Raw genomic sequence first — 15,708 nt, 5'->3', positions numbered from 1 at the left:
CGGTTTTTTATCCTATCACAATCACGCGTCAGGCAGTCGTGCCATCCAAATGCTTGTTATCAAACAAATAATTGTTGTAATCAATGCAATCCACAACTTATCATTTGGTAATTTGTAAAATAAAAACGCACTAGACATTGCCATCATGCTCCATGCCAAATATTTAGCAAAACGTGGCATGGCTCGGCGTTCTTCCCAATCCATCAGCATTTTACCAAAAACCTTATGACGCATCAGCCAGCCATGAAACCGCCGTGAACTTTTTGCCCAACAATAGCCTGCCAACAAGATAAATACGGTTGTGGGCATACCGGGCAATATCGCCCCCAAAATTCCAAGCCCCACAAACAAAAAGCCCATGATAAAAAATGCCCAACGTATCAAAGGATTATCGTGGGGCTGGTGGGTTTTATTACCAGAGCTTTCTTGATGTACAGGGTCAGACATGGTGGGATAAACGCTAAAAATGGCGATGATTTGATGAAACAGTTAAGAAAAGGTGATTACCTTTAATATACTTAAAAATAATATTATTGTAACATGATTAATGCTTGAAAATTTATCAAGCCACCCTAATACCAGGGAGCATTATATCATTTTTAATACAAAAATACGTTAAAAATAGATATGATAGACTTGTGGCAATAAGGATAGCACAAAAAATGCACCCTTGTAAATAAAAATAAGAATTATTTATTTACAAATCACCAAAAATCAGTTATCTTATTGTCATTCTTTTAACAAAATCATAGGTGAATTATGAGCGAACTTACCCTAACCGAAGCCTTAAAAGAACATTCTCGCACCACGCATGATGCGGTGGACAACCTTGTGATGAGTATGCAACCTTTTGCCAGTCATGACAACTATCGCAAATTTTTGCAAGCCCAATATGAATTTCACACCACCGTCAATCCCATCTATCACAACCAAACGCTCGCTGAGCAGTTAGATGGCTTGGCGAATCTGGCTCGCCTTGACCGTGTCAAATCTGACATGAAAGACCTAGAAGTAGAGCCATTTGGCAAAGACGTAGAACAACCCACTTTTACCGACAGTGAAGCGATTGGCTGGCTATATTGTGTGGAAGGCTCAAACGTGGGGGCAGCGATTTTGTACAAAGAAGCGGGTAAAATTGACCTAAGTGATGAGTTTGGTGCCTCACATTTGGCGGCTCACCCTGACGGACGTATGCCACATTGGCGTGATGTCAAAGGCAAAATTGATGCTCTGCCCGTGTCTGATGAAGACAAACAAGCTGCCATGAAAGGTGCTGATGACGCATTTGCTTATTTTAAGCGAGTGATTCGCAAGATTTATGATGTGGCTGAATAGCATTCCTACAACCGCTCAAAATTTGGGCGGTTTTTATTGACTCATCATGGATAAAATCAACTTCTTAAATGCCCAATGGCGGTCGGTATTTGGTGGCATGGATACTCATCAGCCACTTTTTGATAAACTCATCGCACATTATCAACAGCCAAATCGCCATTATCACAACATCACACATTTATATGAATGCTTTTTGTGGTTTGATGAAATTAAAGACAAACTTTATCAAGCAAACTTGGTGGCGATGGCATTATTTTATCATGACGTGATTTATGACAGCAAAAGTCGCCACAACGAACAAATGAGTGCTGATATGATGAAAGCTGAGTTATCAGGCATTTTGGATAACACAAGCACAAACATCATTTATCAATACATTCTTGCCACCAAAAACCATCATAATTTCCTGCCTTTACATAACAAATATAAAAATGATTTGGATTATTTGCTGGACATGGGTTTGGCGATTTTGGGAAACAATCCACAAAGATTTGATGAATACCAAACTCAAATCCGCCAAGAATATGCGTGGGTGAACTGCTTGATTTATAAATTTAAAAGAAAATCTGTATTAAAGCAATTTTATGATAAAGACAGAATTTATTTAACGGATTATTTTTATGATAAATTAGAAAATAGAGCAAGAGAGAATTTAAAGACGACATTATAATAATGGCATAATTTAAGTAAAAATTTTATTATGTTTGGTTGTTGGTCTTATAAAACCAAGTTTATCAATATTTTTATTCTTTATCGTCATTTTTAGAATTGCCATTAATATGATTATTGATAAGTGTTTGTAAATTTACCATACTATAAAGAAATCCAAGTAATCCAATTCCACCACAGATTTGTGCCATATAAAAACCCAACTTATCAAAAATCCAAAACAATAATAACGCAATAATAAACACAAACAATCCAATATTGACAGGTCTATAAACTTTCTTTTGATTATTACCCATCATCATTCTCTTATTTAACAAAACCGCCCTATTAAGAGCGGTTTTTTGATGGACGATTATTCAACACCTTTCATGGTCAGTTTAATGCGTCCACGATTATCAATGTCTTGAACTTGTACTTTGACAGTTTGACCTTCTTTGAGATAATCAGTTACGTTTTCTACACGTTCATCAGAAATTTGGCTGATGTGTACCAAACCATCCGTACCCGGCAAAATGGTGATAAACGCCCCAAATTCCACAATACGTGCCACCGTGCCTTCGTACACCGCACCAATTTCCACCTCAGCAGTAATCGCTTCAATCTTGGCAATGGCAGCACGAGTAGAAGCCTTAGACTCACCAAAAATGCGGATGGTGCCATTGTCATCAATATCAATGGTCGCCCCTGTTTCTTCGGTGAGCTGACGAATGGTTGCCCCACCCTTGCCGATGATGTCGCGGATTTTTTCAGGATTGATTTGTAACGTGGCATAGTTAGGAGCATACGCACTGATTTCGGTGCGAGATGTGGCAATGACTTCATTCATGGCATTTAGGATGTGAATACGACCTGCATGAGCTTGTTTTAAGGCTTGCTCCATGATGTCAGCAGTAATGCCTTCAATCTTGATGTCCATCTGCAAAGCAGTAATGCCATTGACCGAACCTGCCACTTTAAAATCCATGTCGCCCAAATGGTCCTCATCACCTAAAATATCAGACAATACCGCAAAGCGTTCGCCTTCTTTGACTAAGCCCATAGCAATGCCCGCCACAGGGGCTTTTAGGGGAACGCCTGCATCCATCAACGACAATGATGCACCGCAGACAGATGCCATGCTTGATGAGCCATTAGATTCGGTGATGTCAGACACCACACGAATGGTATAAGGGAAACGTTCTGCCTTAGGTAGTACCGCTTGCACCCCACGGCGAGCTAGACGACCATGACCAATCTCACGGCGTTTTGGACCACCTTCACGACCTGTCTCACCCACAGAATACTGTGGGAAATTATAATGAAGCATGAAATGGTCTTGCTTGGTGCCTGCCAACGTATCCACCAAATTGACATCTCGGGTTGTGCCTAATGTGGTGGTTACCAAAGCTTGGGTCTCGCCACGGGTAAACAATGCTGAACCATGCGTATAAGGCAACACGCCCACCTGAATGTCCAACGCACGCACCGTTTGCAAATCACGCCCATCAATGCGGGGTTTGCCTGATAGGATATTATCACGCACCGTGCGGTATTTTAAGGCTTCAAACAGCTCTTTGATTTGAGCTTGTTTTTCATCATAATCCTCTGCCGTCTCATCGCCAGCCAATGCTAACGCTTCACTTGCCAGCTCATCAAGGCGAGCATAACGCTCTTGTTTTACGGTGATGGTATAAGCCTCACTGACTTTGTCAGTAAATTGGGCTTTTAGCTGTGCATTTAGCTCTTCGTTGATGGTAGGGGCGACAAACTCCGCTTTGGCATTACCTACCGAAGCAGCAAAAGCGTTGATGTTATCAATGACGATTTGCTGTTGGGCGTGTCCATATAATACCGCTCCAAGCATTTGGTCTTCTGACAGCTCATCAGCTTCCGACTCCACCATCAATACCGCAGACTTGGTGCCTGCCACCACAAGGTCTAGCGAGCTGTCTTTCATTTGGGCAAGTGTTGGGTTTAAAATATATTCGTTATTGATAAAGCCCACACGAGCTGCCCCAATAGGACCATTAAACGGAGCAGGAGAGATGGCAAGAGCAGCACTGGCACCAATCATCGCCGCAATGTCAGCATCTTGGGTTTTGCCTGATGAGATGACGGTGGCAGTAACTTGGATTTCGTTGTAATACCCTTCTGGAAATAGCGGGCGAATTGGGCGGTCAATCAGACGACTGGTCAGCGTTTCAAATTCAGAAGCACGTCCTTCACGCTTGCCATAACCACCTGGGATTTTACCCGAAGCGTACATTTTTTCTTGGTAATTTACCGTCAAAGGAAAAAAGTTTTGCCCTGCGACTGCTTCTGGACGCACCACCACTGCAACCAACACCGACACATCACCCATATGCACAAGCACACTGTTGGCTTGGCGAGCGATACGCCCTGTTTCTAGGACGATTTGTTGATTGCCATATTGAAATTCTTGACGAACAATATTAAACATAAGTTTTCCTATTTTAAAATTTGCTATGATGATTTGGATAAGGTTTAAAGCCCTAAGAGATGTTTTTTAACGCTTATTTTGTGTTGTATTTAAAAATATCTCTTAGAGTTCTAAATCCAACTATCCAAAATCAACCACTAAAAATACAAAAACGGCACGCAAACGCACACCGTTTTTAGGTCTAAATGAGCCAAAATTAACGGCGTAGTCCAAGCTCGCCGATAAGGGCGGTGTAACGGTCTAGGTCTTTGCCTTTTAGGTAATCAAGTAGTTTGCGACGTTGGTTTACCATACGGATAAGACCACGGCGACTGTGATGGTCAGCTTTGTGGGCTTTAAAATGGTTTTGTAGGTCGTTGATGCGAGCGGTCAATAGTGCCACTTGCACTTCTGGGCTACCTGTGTCGTTTTCACCACGTTTAAATTTGGCGATAATCTCTTCACGGTCTTGGTTGGTTAGCATAACTCATTCCTTCATAACTGCAATGCGGATAATTCAGGCAAACATTGCATTGCCAAAGTCTGCCTAGTTCTATGAATGCACCTTTAAAATCATGGCACACAAATTTTATTATACCACATAAATTTTTAAAAGTCTTTAAAATTACAACTTAAAATCCCACAAACACATAAAAGTAATCTGGCTTAGGGCTTATAATCTTTTGCTTGTATCATCGCTTGTTTACTGCTCTCCAACATGGATAACAAACCTAAATTTGGGTGCTGTTTGGCAAGTTTTATTGCTTGGGCGTTAGATTGCAATGCTCCCTGGTATTGACCGCTCCACAGCTCCACTTGCGAGCGAGCGTGTAGAGCATAAATGGCAGATGATGTGTGATTGGTGGTGGATTTTTCGTGGATTTGTTGGGTGATACGCCACGCTTGTCGGTCGTGGTTGTTTTGGTTGGTCAAAGGCGTAACCAGCGACAATGCCAAAGCCGTCTGCCCCACCTGTGCCAACTCACTTGCCAAATGCAATCGCAAATCTCGCCGTTCAGGGTACAAAGCATGACAAGATTTGAGTACCGCCACCGCTTGTGTGTGGTCGCCTTGTTTTGCCAACACATGAGCATGGGTGATACACACCAAAGGGTCGGTACGCTCAAAATCACCTGTCTGCAATAGCTGCAAAGCCTGCTTGGTATTACCATCATCACTTAGGGCATTTATCCACGCCAGTTTTGCCCCTAGGCTGTGTGAGCTGGCGTTTTTTAAGTCGGTCATGCTGGCTTGCTTGGTGAGATATTTAAGTCGCCATGACAGTTTATCAAACATCTTAGCATGATTATTTTTGGCTATCATGCTCATCACAGGATACTGACTGGCTCGGCTGGTGGCATCAGACAACCGCTCAGCAGTCAAAGGGTGCGACTGCACAAAACTGGGTATGAACGCATCTTTTTGCAAATGTGCCACTTGTTTGTATAATTTACCAAAAAACACCGCCATCGCTCGGGCATCATAGCCTGCTTGCGACATGATTTGCATGCCAATGCGGTCAGCTTCTCGCTCATGGTCTCGGCTGTGAGTTGCCATACTCTCAGCCGTGGCAGTTTGTGAGCCAATGAGTGCCGTGGTTGCCAAATCGCCACTGACCGAACTTGCCAGCACCGCCGCCAACAGCCCACCAAGCTGTAATGCCATCAGTTTGCCTTTTTCGTCTTGGCGTTGCTCATAGTGGCGTTGGGACAAATGGGCGATTTCATGAGCCAACACGCCTGCCACTTCATCCATCGTCTCTGATGATAAAATCGTTCCTGTATTAATGCCAATCAATCCCCCTGGCACAGCAAAGGCATTGATGTTGTCATCATGAATGATGGGCAGTGCAAACAAAGCCTGCGTGCGAACTTGGGCATTCATTTGGGCGCTCATCGTTAGGATTTGCTCATTGACCCAAGGGTCATCTATCAGCCGAAGCGAATCGTTTACCTGCCGTAGCGACCACTCAGCAATGGCACGATTGATGTGGTTTTCATTAAAACGACCGCCTGTTACCACCGATGGCACTGCCAGACTCTCTGGGGGGATTTTGCGGTGTTTGTCGCTAAAAATTGCTCGTGATGATGATTGACCAAGATTTTTTTTGAGTGTGTCAGTATCTATATGAATCTCATGAGCCATCAACGCAGATGACCACAAAGCAGATAATAACACCAAATACATTTTCATGACCGCTCCTTATTGTTTTTTATACATTGGCGGCAAACGCTTGATAAGTGCCATCAACATGACATTAATCAGTAGCAAAAACAGCACTTCCATCCCAAGCCCCATCTTTATCCAAAAGGGGGCATTTTCATATAAACGTATCGCAAAAAACACCCCCACGCCTGCTAAATAAATCAGCATGAGTAAACTTGCCAAGATGAGCCGATAAGCAGATTTTGCTTGCATGATGGTTGGGGTAAATGCCAGTACAGGCAGTAGCACCAAAATTTGCCAAAGCACGCCATAAAACATATTTGCCTGTGTGGTCGCACCCAAAATCATCACATGAATCACCAACCGATACAGCAGCCACGACAGCCACACAAAAATTAGGGCTTGATGGACAGAAGCGATGGGTTTATGAGTGTTTGACATGATAAATTGATGATGATATGAATGATTAAAAATGCCATTATACCCAAAAATTTTAGCCTTGCCACCTTTTCATCACACAATCACCCCATAAATTCTTTCACAATTTTTAAGAAAAATTTGTTACACTATGAAAAATTGACATCATTGTTTATTATGAATTTTTTGAAAAAATTACCTTTTACCAAACACCCTTGGTTTGTTTATCTTAGTTATTTGGTGCGTCATTTTATTGATGATGAATGCTCACAAAAATCTGCCAGTTTGACCTACACCACCCTACTATCGCTTGTGCCGATTATTACTGTCATGCTTGTGCTATTTTCAGTCGTCCCTGCCATGGCACAAATGCGTGAGCAACTGCAAGAGCTAATTTACAACAACCTGTTGCCAACATCAGGAGAAGCGATTCGCACTCATTTAGACAGTTTTGCCGAAAAATCCAGCAATCTGGGCATCATTGGTGTGGCAGGAGTATTTGTTACCACCATAATGACATTGCTGACCATAGAAGGGGCGTTTAACAAAATCTGGCGAGTAGAAGAAACAAGCAGTCTATTAACAGGATTTTTGCGTTACTGGACAATGATAACGCTTGCTCCGATTGTGCTGGGCGTGGCATTTGGTGCATCTAGTGCCATCAGTGGCTTGTCTTTTTTAAATCAGCAGTTTATGGGCTATGGGATAGACTGGGCGATATGGGCAAAAATCGTTTCATTTATCGTGATGACCACAGGATTTGTGGGTATGTATTGGTTTATCCCCAAAACCCAAGTTCCCATCAAAAATGCCGCGATTGCAGGGGTGGTTGTGGCGATTTTGTTTGAGACGCTCAAAAACGCCTTTGGTAGCATCATCACCAATTTTACCAGTTATGAAGCCATTTATGGGGCATTTGCGGTTTTTCCTGTGTTTTTGATGTGGATATATTTGTCATGGAATGTGATTTTGCTTGGGGTAGAGATTAGTTATACCCTAACCATTTTTGATACCAAACACGCTCCGAGTCGCCATGCGTTTTTAAGTGTGTTACAAATGCTTCATCTGACACACGAACACCACCAAAACGGCAAAACCGTCAGCGAAAAAGAACTTCGGGCAATCCTAAGCCCCCAAGAGCTGACGCATTGGAGTACATACATCAATAAGCTCATAGAAAGCAAACTCATCACCCCCACCCAAAACCACGAATACGTCCTATCTACCGACCTAGGCACAATCAGTCTGTGGCAGTTTCATCAAAGCCTGCCATATCGTTTGCCATTTAGTGATGAGCTACAAAATGTCATGAGTGATGAGTCTGGCGACCAGATGTGGCTTCACAAGCTCCACACACGTCTAAGCCAAGCCCAAAAACACACCCAAAACGAGCTAAACGTCTCCTTAGAACAGCTATTTAATGGCAAGCCTGATAATGATACGACCGATTTACCTGTTGTGCCCACCGATACACCCCAAACGCTGACAAGTTGGCTTAGCAAAAAGTCTGCTCAGTTTTTTAAAAAGCCCTAAAATCAGCCATCTAAAAATGCCTGTGCTTGTGCCAAATCCAGCGTGCCTTCATAGATGGCACGCCCTGTAATCGCTCCAAGCAGATACTCGCCATAAGGTTTTAATGCTTGAATATCACCCATGTCAGTAACGCCCCCTGATGCAATGACAGGCAGACCACAGGCACGAGCAAGCTCAACCGTTTGTTCAATATTAACGCCAGCCATCATGCCATCTTTGGCGATGTCAGTATAAACAATGGATGACACACCAGCATCAGCAAAACGTTTGGCAAGGTCGGTAGCTTTGGTGTCAGTAACATTTGCCCAGCCATGTGTCGCCACAAAACCATCTTTGGCATCAATACCCACCATGATATGCCCTGCAAAATTGCGACACGCTTCATCAACAAAACTTGGCTCTTCTAGCGCCTTGGTGCCAATGATGATGTAGCTAAGTCCTGCCGACAAATAATGCTCAATCGTGGACAAACTACGCACGCCACCGCCTAGCTGTATGGGCAGCTTTGGGTGAGCCTTAGCGATTTGCTCAACCACCGTTTTGTGTACAGGCACACCATCAAATGCCCCATTTAAATCCACCAAGTGCAGCCGTCTTGCTCCTTGCTCCACCCACTGATTTGCCATCAAGACAGGGTCATCACCAAACACCGTATCATCTTCCATGCGTCCTTGTTTTAGGCGAACACACTTGCCGTCTTTTAGGTCAATGGCAGGAATAATCAGCATAATCACAGCTCCAAATTTAAAATTTATGATTGTAACAAATTATCATTGCTCAATTCAAGCACTCCTACAAAACACGCTGACACCGCCTAAAATTTGCGATTTTATCCACAAAACACATCTGCATACTTCAATCACTAATCTGTTGATAATGTTTTGATTTTTTTATGTGATGTTTGGTTATCAACAAAAAAATTAAACAACTGTATGGTTTTAACAAGGTTTTATTTAATGGTTGAAAACACTATAAATTTATGTCTTTTTATCGTATAATAGAAAGGTTTATTGTATCTATAAAGAATTGATAGCAAACATTGGGTAACAAATTGGAATGTTACTTAATTTTTATCAATCCATTAAGTTGCAATCAAAAAATTGGTAGCCAGCCACTTAGGTAGCCACCTAACACCATACAATCTGTTGGGTTTGCCTGTGCTGGTGTGTTCTGGTCTTAATTTAAGTATCCGCTTATGATTACCATAAAAAAGGGGTTGGATTTACCAATTACTGGTGAGCCAACCAAAGAAATTAGCGAACACACACCCACTCATGTTGCCCTTATCGGTTATGATTATATCGGTATGCGTCCTACCATGAGTGTCAAGGAAGGCGATGTTGTCGCCAAAGGGCAGGTGTTGTTTGAAGACAAAAAGCGGGCGGGCGTCAAATACACCGCTCCTGTCAGTGGTAAAGTTGTCGCCATCAATCGTGGCGAACGCCGTGTCTTTGAAAGTTTGGTGATTGCTGCTCAGGCAGGTGATGAGATTACTTTTAAAGCACATTCATCGGACGCCCTAACTAAGCTAAGCCGTGATGATGTGGTAACTCAGCTCAATAACGCAGGTGAATGGGTGGCGTTTCGTACCCGTCCATTTAGTCGCACACCTGAGCTTGACAGCGTACCATCTGCCATTTTTGTAACCGCCACCGACACCAACCCACTGGCCGCCGACCCTGCTGACATCATCAATGCCAATATTGATGCCTTTAATGACGGTCTTGCCATCATCTCTGTGCTATCACCCAAAACCTTTGTGTGTCATGGAGCGACAGCCCCCACCAAGACAACAAACCTTGCCACAGGCAACCAAACCGAATATCATGGTTTTACAGGCAAGCACCCTGCTGGCAACGCAGGCACGCACATTCACTTTTTGCACCCCTTGGCTCGTGGCGTGGTGGTTTGGACGATTGGTTACCAAGATGTGATTGCCATTGGCAAACTGTTTACCACTGGTAAAATCCACACCGAACGCACCATCAGTTTGGCAGGCACCACAGTTGCCAAGCCACGTCTTATTAAGACCACTCGTGGGGCAGACTTAAATGAACTGACCCAAAACCAGCTTAATGGCACAGACAACCGCATCATCTCAGGTTCGGTATTGTCAGGGCGTAAAGCCAGTGGCACGGTGGCGTATTTGGGACGTTTTCACAACCAAGTATCTGTACTTGCCGAAGGTCGTGAACGCCCTGCTATGCACTTTTTTACGCTGGGAGCAAATCGCTTTTCTGCCTTACCGATTTATATTTCACAGTTTTTCAAAGGCAAAAAGTTTGCTTTTACCACATCAACCAACGGCTCACCACGTGCGATGGTACCCATTGGCACTTTTGAGAAGGTCATGCCCCAAGACTATCTGCCTACTCAGCTACTTCGCTCACTCATTGTTGGCGACATCATAGAAGCGGTGGAGCTTGGGGCGTTGGAGCTTGATGAAGAAGATTTGGCACTTTGCACCTTTGTATCGCCCGGTAAATATGAATTTGGTGATATTTTGCGTGATAACTTGACCCGTATTGAGCAGGAAGGCTAAACGATGAAATTTATTCACAATATCTTTGACCGTATGGAGCCGTCCTTTACCAAAGGTGGCAAATACGAAAAATATTATGCCGTGTTTGAGATGTTTGACACCTTTTTTCGTCAGCCATCATCACAAACCTACTCGGCAAGCCATGTGCGTGATGGGATTGACCTAAAACGCATCATGATTACGGTGTGGCTATGTACCTTCCCTGTGATGTTTTGGGGGATGTATAATGTCGGCTTTCAAGCACTGACCGCCATACAGTATTTTGGCATCACCCCAACAGGTTGGCGTACCGCTATCACGAGCATGGCAGGCTATGACCCCAGCAGTTTTTGGGCGTGCTTTGTTTATGGTGCGATGCAGTTTTTACCCATTTATATTGTTACCTTTGCGGTGGGGATTTTTTGGGAAGTCATCTTTGCGGTGGTGCGTGGACATGAAGTCAATGAAGGCTTCTTTGTAACGTCCGTACTATTTGCCCTATCGCTACCCCCCGACATTCCACTATGGCAAGTGGCTTTGGGCATTAGCTTTGGTGTGGTGGTTGCCAAAGAAGTCTTTGGCGGTACAGGCAAAAACTTCCTTAACCCCGCTTTGGCAGGTCGTGCGTTTTTGTACTTTGCTTATCCTGCCTATATGTCAGGGGACGCCGTATGGACAGCCGTTAAAGGACTTGCCAGCGTAGACGGTTATAGTGGTGCTACTCCCCTAGGTCAAGCTGCTGCTGGCACACCTGCCGATGCTTTTGTCAATGCCTATGGTCAAACCATCACTTGGGCGGATGCCTTTTTGGGTAATATGCAAGGCTCTATCGGTGAAGTGTCCACCCTTGCCATTTTGATTGGTGGGGCGGTGCTGATTTACACCAAGATTGCCAGTTGGCGTGTGATACTCGGTGCGGTGATTGGACTGCTACTGACTGCCTTTATCTTTAATATGATAGGTGGCGACAACCCCATGATGAGCCTAGCTCCGCATTGGCATTTGGTCATCGGTGGCTTTATGTTTGGGGCGGTGTTTATGGCAACTGACCCTGTGTCAGCAGCTCACACCAATACAGGTCGCTGGTGCTATGGACTGCTTATCGGTTTTATGACGGTGGTCATTCGTGTGGTAAACCCAGCATTCCCAGAAGGCATCATGCTTGCCATCTTGTTCGCCAACTTGTTTGCCCCACTGTTTGACTATTTTGTCAAACAAGCCAACATCAAACGTCAAACAGCACGGAGATTAGCTCATGTCAGCCAAAAATAGCAACGTTACGACCATCGTAACTGCACTGGTACTGTGCTTGGTTTGCTCCATTGCGGTATCATCGGTGGCGGTTGGTCTAAAACCAAAACAAACCGAAAACAGCACATTAGACTTTAACAAAAACGTCTTGATTGCCACAGGTAAATTTGACCCTGCCAAAGACACCAACAGTGTGGTGGCAGAGCGTTTTTCGGCTTTTGAAGTTAAAATGGTCAATCTTGAAACAGGTCAATTTGCCACAGACGAAGAGCTCGCCCAAGCAGGGATTAGCGACATCAACAGTTATAATGTCGCCAAAGCCGCTCGCACGCCCGCTCTTAGCACGCCACTAAGCAATGACATAGCAGGCATTGGTGGCAAACCTAAGTTTAGTAAAGCCTATATCGCCAAAGACGCAAGCGGTCAAATTGAAATGCTCGTGTTGCCATTTCACGGAGCGGGTCTGTGGGGTCAAATCTATGGACTGCTTACACTGGACAAGGATTTTAATACCATCAAGGGCGTAAATTTCTACGAGCATAAAGAAACCCCCGGTTTGGGTTCTCGTATCGCTGATGAACCTTGGCGTGCCTTATGGGTGGGTAAAAAAGCCCACAACGACAATGGTGATGTCATCATGGGTGTTGCCAAAGCAGGGACTGCCAAACCTGAACAGGTGGACGGCATAAGTGGTGCTACCTTGACAGGTCGTGGTGTAAATAACATGGTTCAGTTTTGGCTAGGGGCAGACGGTTACAAGCCGTTTTTGGATAACCTAAAAGCCAATAAAGCTGACGGCAAAGGAGCATAATCATGGCGGACACCAAAAAGATTTTAACCACGCCGATTTTTAATAACAACCCCATCGCCCTGCAAATCTTGGGCATTTGTTCGGCACTTGCAGTAACCACCAGCGTCAAAAACGCTTTGGTGATGTGTATTGCCCTAACTTTGGTAACGGCGTTTTCTAGCTTTTTTATCTCCATTATCCGTAACAAAATCCCATCATCCATTCGTATCATCGTACAGATGGTGGTGATTGCATCGCTGGTGATTGTGGTAGACCAAATCCTAAAAGCGGTCGCCTATGATGTCGCTAAATCCTTGTCGGTATTTGTTGGACTGATTATCACCAACTGTATCGTCATGGGCCGTGCCGAAGCCTATGCCATGAGCAACCCGCCCATTCCTAGCTTTTTGGACGGCATTGGTAACGGCTTGGGCTATTCAGCGGTGCTGATTTTTGTGGCAAGCATTCGTGAGATTTTAGGTAATGGCAGTTGGTTTGGCATTCAGCTTTTGGAAAAAGCCACAGATGGCGGTTGGTACATTCCAAATGGTTTGCTGTTGCTGCCACCATCGGCGTTCTTTGTGATTGCACTATTTATCGCCATCATTCGTATTTGGAAACCTGAACAAGTTGAACCTGCCGAATACACCCTAAAACCACAATCTAAGGGCATGGGAGGACACTAATGGGACACTATATCAGTTTATTCATCACGTCCGTATTCATTGAAAACATGGCACTTGCCTTTTTCTTGGGTATGTGTACATTTATCGCCATCTCCAAAAAAATCTCCACCGCCATCGGTCTTGGTATCGCAGTTGTGGTGGTGATGGCAATCACCGTTCCCCTAAACAACTTGCTCTATCAATTTTTGTTGAAAGATGGGGCGTTGGCATGGGCAGGTTTTCCTAGTACCGATTTGTCCTTTTTGGGCTTTTTAAGCTACATCGCCTTGATTGCTGCCGTGGTACAAATCATGGAAATGTTTTTGGACAAATTTGTCCCAAGCCTATATAACGCATTGGGGGTATTTTTGCCACTGATTACTGTAAACTGTGCCATCATGGGTGGCGTACTGTTTATGGTGGAGCGTGATTATAACTTTGGCGAATCCATTGTTTATGGCGTGGGTTCTGGCTTTGGCTGGGCGCTGGCGATTGCCACTTTAGCAGGTGTACGTGAAAAGCTCAAATATTCAGACGTACCAGCACCGCTACGTGGTCTAGGCATTACCTTTGTTACTGTTGGTTTGATGTCGCTTGGCTTTATGTCATTTGGCGGTATGAGTCTATAAGGAGAAACCATGTTTGGTACAGCATTCGGTGGTGTTGCCATGTTTACCGCCATCATCATGAGCCTTGTGGTGATTATTCTTATCGCTCGCTCACGATTGGTAAGCTCTGGCAACGTAACCATCAATATCAATGAAAACCCTGACAATAATGTCGTAACACCCGCAGGTGGCAAGCTTTTACAAACTTTGGCTGCTGAGGGCATCTTTTTATCATCTGCTTGCGGTGGTGGTGGCACTTGTGGTCAATGTCGCTGTAAAGTTTTGGACGGTGGTGGCTCTATTTTACCCACCGAAGAGGGGCATTTTACCCAAGGTGAGATTCGTGATGGCATGCGTTTGGCGTGTCAGGTCGCCGTCAAACAAGACATGAAAATTGAGATTGACCCTGAGTTTTTTGATGTCAAAAAATGGGAGTGTGAGGTCATCTCTAACGACAACGTGGCAACCTTTATTAAAGAGCTGACACTCAAAATCCCCGAAGGGGAAGTCGTGCCGTTTCGTGCTGGTGGCTATGTGCAGCTAGAAGCTCCGCCACATACGGTGCATTATAAAGATTTTGACATTGCCAAAGAATATCACGAAGATTGGGATAACTTCAACCTATGGCGTTATACATCTACCGTTACTGAGCCTGTCATTCGTGCCTACTCTATGGCAAACTATCCCGAAGAAAAAGGCATCATCAAATTTAACATTCGTATCGCCAGTCCACCACCACGTGAACCCGAAGGCACTCCCCCAGGTAAAATGTCATCGTATGTGTTTAGCCTAAAACCAGGTGATAAGATTACCGTATCTGGTCCTTATGGTGAGTTCTTTGCCAAAGACACCAAAGCTGAGATGGTCTTTATCGGTGGCGGTGCGGGTATGGCACCCATGCGTTCGCACATCTTTGACCAATTAAAACGCCTAAATTCTGACCGCAAAATCAGCTTTTGGTATGGTGCACGCTCCAAGCGTGAGATGTTTTATGTGGAAGACTATGACGGACTGGCTGCCGAGTTTCCTAACTTTGAATGGCACGTTGCTCTATCTGACCCACAACCAGAAGACAATTGGGAAGGCTATACAGGCTTTATCCACAATGTCCTGTATGAAAACTATCTAAAAGACCACCCAGCCCCAGAAGACTGCGAGTTTTATATGTGTGGTCCACCAGTGATGAATGCTGCGGTCATCAATATGCTTAAATCGCTAGGCGTAGAAGATGAAAATATCTTACTTGATGACTTTGGTGGCTAATCCTAGATTTGGGATTGACACAAAATCCGCTCCATTAGGGGCGGATTTTTTATGACAAATTTTTATACTGA

General features: G+C 44.2%; 16 protein-coding genes. 9 read left to right on the top strand and 7 right to left on the bottom strand.

Annotated features, from left to right (window positions below):
- Nucleotides 1-21: 21 nt before the first annotated feature.
- Complete coding sequence (locus CEW93_RS04990; protein ID WP_089541052.1) at nucleotides 22-447, bottom strand: YbaN family protein; 426 nt, start codon at nucleotides 445-447, stop codon at nucleotides 22-24.
- Between the two features lie 312 nt (nucleotides 448-759).
- On the opposite strand from CEW93_RS04990, the gene CEW93_RS04985 reads away from it, so the two are divergent.
- On the top strand, nucleotides 760-1,335 hold the full coding sequence (locus CEW93_RS04985) for a biliverdin-producing heme oxygenase (RefSeq protein WP_089541053.1): 576 nt from the start codon (nucleotides 760-762) through the stop codon (nucleotides 1,333-1,335).
- A gap of 46 nt (nucleotides 1,336-1,381) precedes the next feature.
- On the top strand, nucleotides 1,382-2,005 hold the full coding sequence (locus CEW93_RS04980) for a hypothetical protein (protein WP_089541054.1): 624 nt from the start codon (nucleotides 1,382-1,384) through the stop codon (nucleotides 2,003-2,005).
- A gap of 73 nt (nucleotides 2,006-2,078) precedes the next feature.
- Here the strand turns inward: CEW93_RS04980 and CEW93_RS04975 are convergent, their stop codons facing one another.
- From CEW93_RS04975 to CEW93_RS04955, 5 genes are all read right to left on the bottom strand, one after another.
- The gene (locus tag CEW93_RS04975) at nucleotides 2,079-2,303 is read right to left on the bottom strand and encodes a hypothetical protein (protein ID WP_089541055.1); all 225 of its coding nucleotides are present in this window, start codon (nucleotides 2,301-2,303) and stop codon (nucleotides 2,079-2,081) included.
- Nucleotides 2,304-2,356: 53 nt separating this feature from the next.
- Complete coding sequence (gene pnp, locus CEW93_RS04970; RefSeq protein ID WP_089541056.1) at nucleotides 2,357-4,444, bottom strand: polyribonucleotide nucleotidyltransferase; 2,088 nt, start codon at nucleotides 4,442-4,444, stop codon at nucleotides 2,357-2,359.
- A 196-nt stretch (nucleotides 4,445-4,640) separates the two neighbouring features.
- Nucleotides 4,641-4,907 carry a 30S ribosomal protein S15 gene (gene rpsO, locus CEW93_RS04965; protein WP_089541057.1) on the bottom strand — a complete coding sequence of 89 codons (267 nt, stop codon included), beginning with the start codon at nucleotides 4,905-4,907 and terminating at the stop codon, nucleotides 4,641-4,643.
- Between the two features lie 182 nt (nucleotides 4,908-5,089).
- On the bottom strand, nucleotides 5,090-6,616 hold the full coding sequence (locus CEW93_RS04960) for a M48 family metalloprotease (RefSeq protein WP_089541058.1): 1,527 nt from the start codon (nucleotides 6,614-6,616) through the stop codon (nucleotides 5,090-5,092).
- A gap of 9 nt (nucleotides 6,617-6,625) precedes the next feature.
- Nucleotides 6,626-7,030 (bottom strand): hypothetical protein, encoded by a 405-nt coding sequence (locus CEW93_RS04955; RefSeq protein WP_089541059.1) that lies wholly within the window; start codon nucleotides 7,028-7,030, stop codon nucleotides 6,626-6,628.
- Nucleotides 7,031-7,192: 162 nt separating this feature from the next.
- Here CEW93_RS04955 and CEW93_RS04950 point away from each other — a divergent pair, with 162 nt between their 5' ends.
- The gene (locus CEW93_RS04950) at nucleotides 7,193-8,539 is read left to right on the top strand and encodes a YihY family inner membrane protein (RefSeq protein WP_370511935.1); all 1,347 of its coding nucleotides are present in this window, start codon (nucleotides 7,193-7,195) and stop codon (nucleotides 8,537-8,539) included.
- Between the two features lie 2 nt (nucleotides 8,540-8,541).
- On the opposite strand, the gene hisA is transcribed toward CEW93_RS04950, so the two are convergent.
- Nucleotides 8,542-9,267 (bottom strand): 1-(5-phosphoribosyl)-5-[(5-phosphoribosylamino)methylideneamino]imidazole-4-carboxamide isomerase, encoded by a 726-nt coding sequence (gene hisA / locus CEW93_RS04945; protein WP_089541060.1) that lies wholly within the window; start codon nucleotides 9,265-9,267, stop codon nucleotides 8,542-8,544.
- Between the two features lie 467 nt (nucleotides 9,268-9,734).
- Between hisA and CEW93_RS04940 the strand changes: the two genes are divergently transcribed.
- From CEW93_RS04940 to nqrF, 6 genes are read left to right on the top strand one after another with little or no spacing between them, the layout of a single operon-like run.
- Nucleotides 9,735-11,081, top strand: a complete 1,347-nt coding sequence (locus CEW93_RS04940; RefSeq protein WP_089541061.1) for a Na(+)-translocating NADH-quinone reductase subunit A — start codon at nucleotides 9,735-9,737, stop codon at nucleotides 11,079-11,081.
- Nucleotides 11,082-11,084: 3 nt separating this feature from the next.
- Nucleotides 11,085-12,332, top strand: coding sequence for an NADH:ubiquinone reductase (Na(+)-transporting) subunit B (locus CEW93_RS04935; protein WP_089541062.1), 1,248 nt, complete (start codon nucleotides 11,085-11,087; stop codon nucleotides 12,330-12,332).
- Complete coding sequence (locus CEW93_RS04930; RefSeq protein WP_089541063.1) at nucleotides 12,316-13,122, top strand: Na(+)-translocating NADH-quinone reductase subunit C; 807 nt, start codon at nucleotides 12,316-12,318, stop codon at nucleotides 13,120-13,122. The genes CEW93_RS04935 and CEW93_RS04930 overlap by 17 nt, the downstream gene beginning before the upstream one ends.
- Nucleotides 13,123-13,124: 2 nt before the next feature.
- Nucleotides 13,125-13,787: an NADH:ubiquinone reductase (Na(+)-transporting) subunit D gene (locus CEW93_RS04925; RefSeq protein WP_089541064.1), complete on the top strand. Its 663-nt coding sequence runs from the start codon at nucleotides 13,125-13,127 to the stop codon at nucleotides 13,785-13,787.
- On the top strand, nucleotides 13,787-14,395 hold the full coding sequence (gene nqrE / locus CEW93_RS04920; protein ID WP_089541065.1) for an NADH:ubiquinone reductase (Na(+)-transporting) subunit E: 609 nt from the start codon (nucleotides 13,787-13,789) through the stop codon (nucleotides 14,393-14,395). Before CEW93_RS04925 ends, nqrE begins: the two co-directional genes overlap by 1 nt.
- A gap of 9 nt (nucleotides 14,396-14,404) precedes the next feature.
- Complete coding sequence (gene nqrF, locus CEW93_RS04915; RefSeq protein ID WP_089541066.1) at nucleotides 14,405-15,637, top strand: NADH:ubiquinone reductase (Na(+)-transporting) subunit F; 1,233 nt, start codon at nucleotides 14,405-14,407, stop codon at nucleotides 15,635-15,637.
- The last annotated feature ends 71 nt before the right edge of the window (nucleotides 15,638-15,708 follow it).

The organism is Moraxella sp. VT-16-12 (assembly GCF_002224245.2).
Classification (GTDB): Bacteria; Pseudomonadota; Gammaproteobacteria; order Pseudomonadales; family Moraxellaceae; genus Moraxella.
This window is presented reverse-complemented; position numbering and strand designations above follow the sequence as displayed.

What these genes read in the sequence shown, in the direction of transcription:
- CEW93_RS04925 (WP_089541064.1), top strand. Translation starts at nt 13,125, where the DNA reads ATGGCGGACACCAAAAAGATTTTAACCACGCCGATTTTTAATAACAAC.
- nqrF (WP_089541066.1), top strand. Translation starts at nt 14,405, where the DNA reads ATGTTTGGTACAGCATTCGGTGGTGTTGCCATGTTTACCGCCATCATC.
- rpsO (WP_089541057.1), bottom strand. Translation starts at nt 4,907, where the DNA reads ATGCTAACCAACCAAGACCGTGAAGAGATTATCGCCAAATTTAAACGT.
- CEW93_RS04935 (WP_089541062.1), top strand. Translation starts at nt 11,085, where the DNA reads ATGAAATTTATTCACAATATCTTTGACCGTATGGAGCCGTCCTTTACC.
- CEW93_RS04930 (WP_089541063.1), top strand. Translation starts at nt 12,316, where the DNA reads ATGTCAGCCAAAAATAGCAACGTTACGACCATCGTAACTGCACTGGTA.
- CEW93_RS04975 (WP_089541055.1), bottom strand. Translation starts at nt 2,303, where the DNA reads ATGATGGGTAATAATCAAAAGAAAGTTTATAGACCTGTCAATATTGGA.
- CEW93_RS04980 (WP_089541054.1), top strand. Translation starts at nt 1,382, where the DNA reads ATGGATAAAATCAACTTCTTAAATGCCCAATGGCGGTCGGTATTTGGT.
- CEW93_RS04985 (WP_089541053.1), top strand. Translation starts at nt 760, where the DNA reads ATGAGCGAACTTACCCTAACCGAAGCCTTAAAAGAACATTCTCGCACC.
- CEW93_RS04960 (WP_089541058.1), bottom strand. Translation starts at nt 6,616, where the DNA reads ATGAAAATGTATTTGGTGTTATTATCTGCTTTGTGGTCATCTGCGTTG.
- hisA (WP_089541060.1), bottom strand. Translation starts at nt 9,267, where the DNA reads ATGCTGATTATTCCTGCCATTGACCTAAAAGACGGCAAGTGTGTTCGC.
- CEW93_RS04955 (WP_089541059.1), bottom strand. Translation starts at nt 7,030, where the DNA reads ATGTCAAACACTCATAAACCCATCGCTTCTGTCCATCAAGCCCTAATT.
- nqrE (WP_089541065.1), top strand. Translation starts at nt 13,787, where the DNA reads ATGGGACACTATATCAGTTTATTCATCACGTCCGTATTCATTGAAAAC.
- pnp (WP_089541056.1), bottom strand. Translation starts at nt 4,444, where the DNA reads ATGTTTAATATTGTTCGTCAAGAATTTCAATATGGCAATCAACAAATC.
- CEW93_RS04990 (WP_089541052.1), bottom strand. Translation starts at nt 447, where the DNA reads ATGTCTGACCCTGTACATCAAGAAAGCTCTGGTAATAAAACCCACCAG.
- CEW93_RS04940 (WP_089541061.1), top strand. Translation starts at nt 9,735, where the DNA reads ATGATTACCATAAAAAAGGGGTTGGATTTACCAATTACTGGTGAGCCA.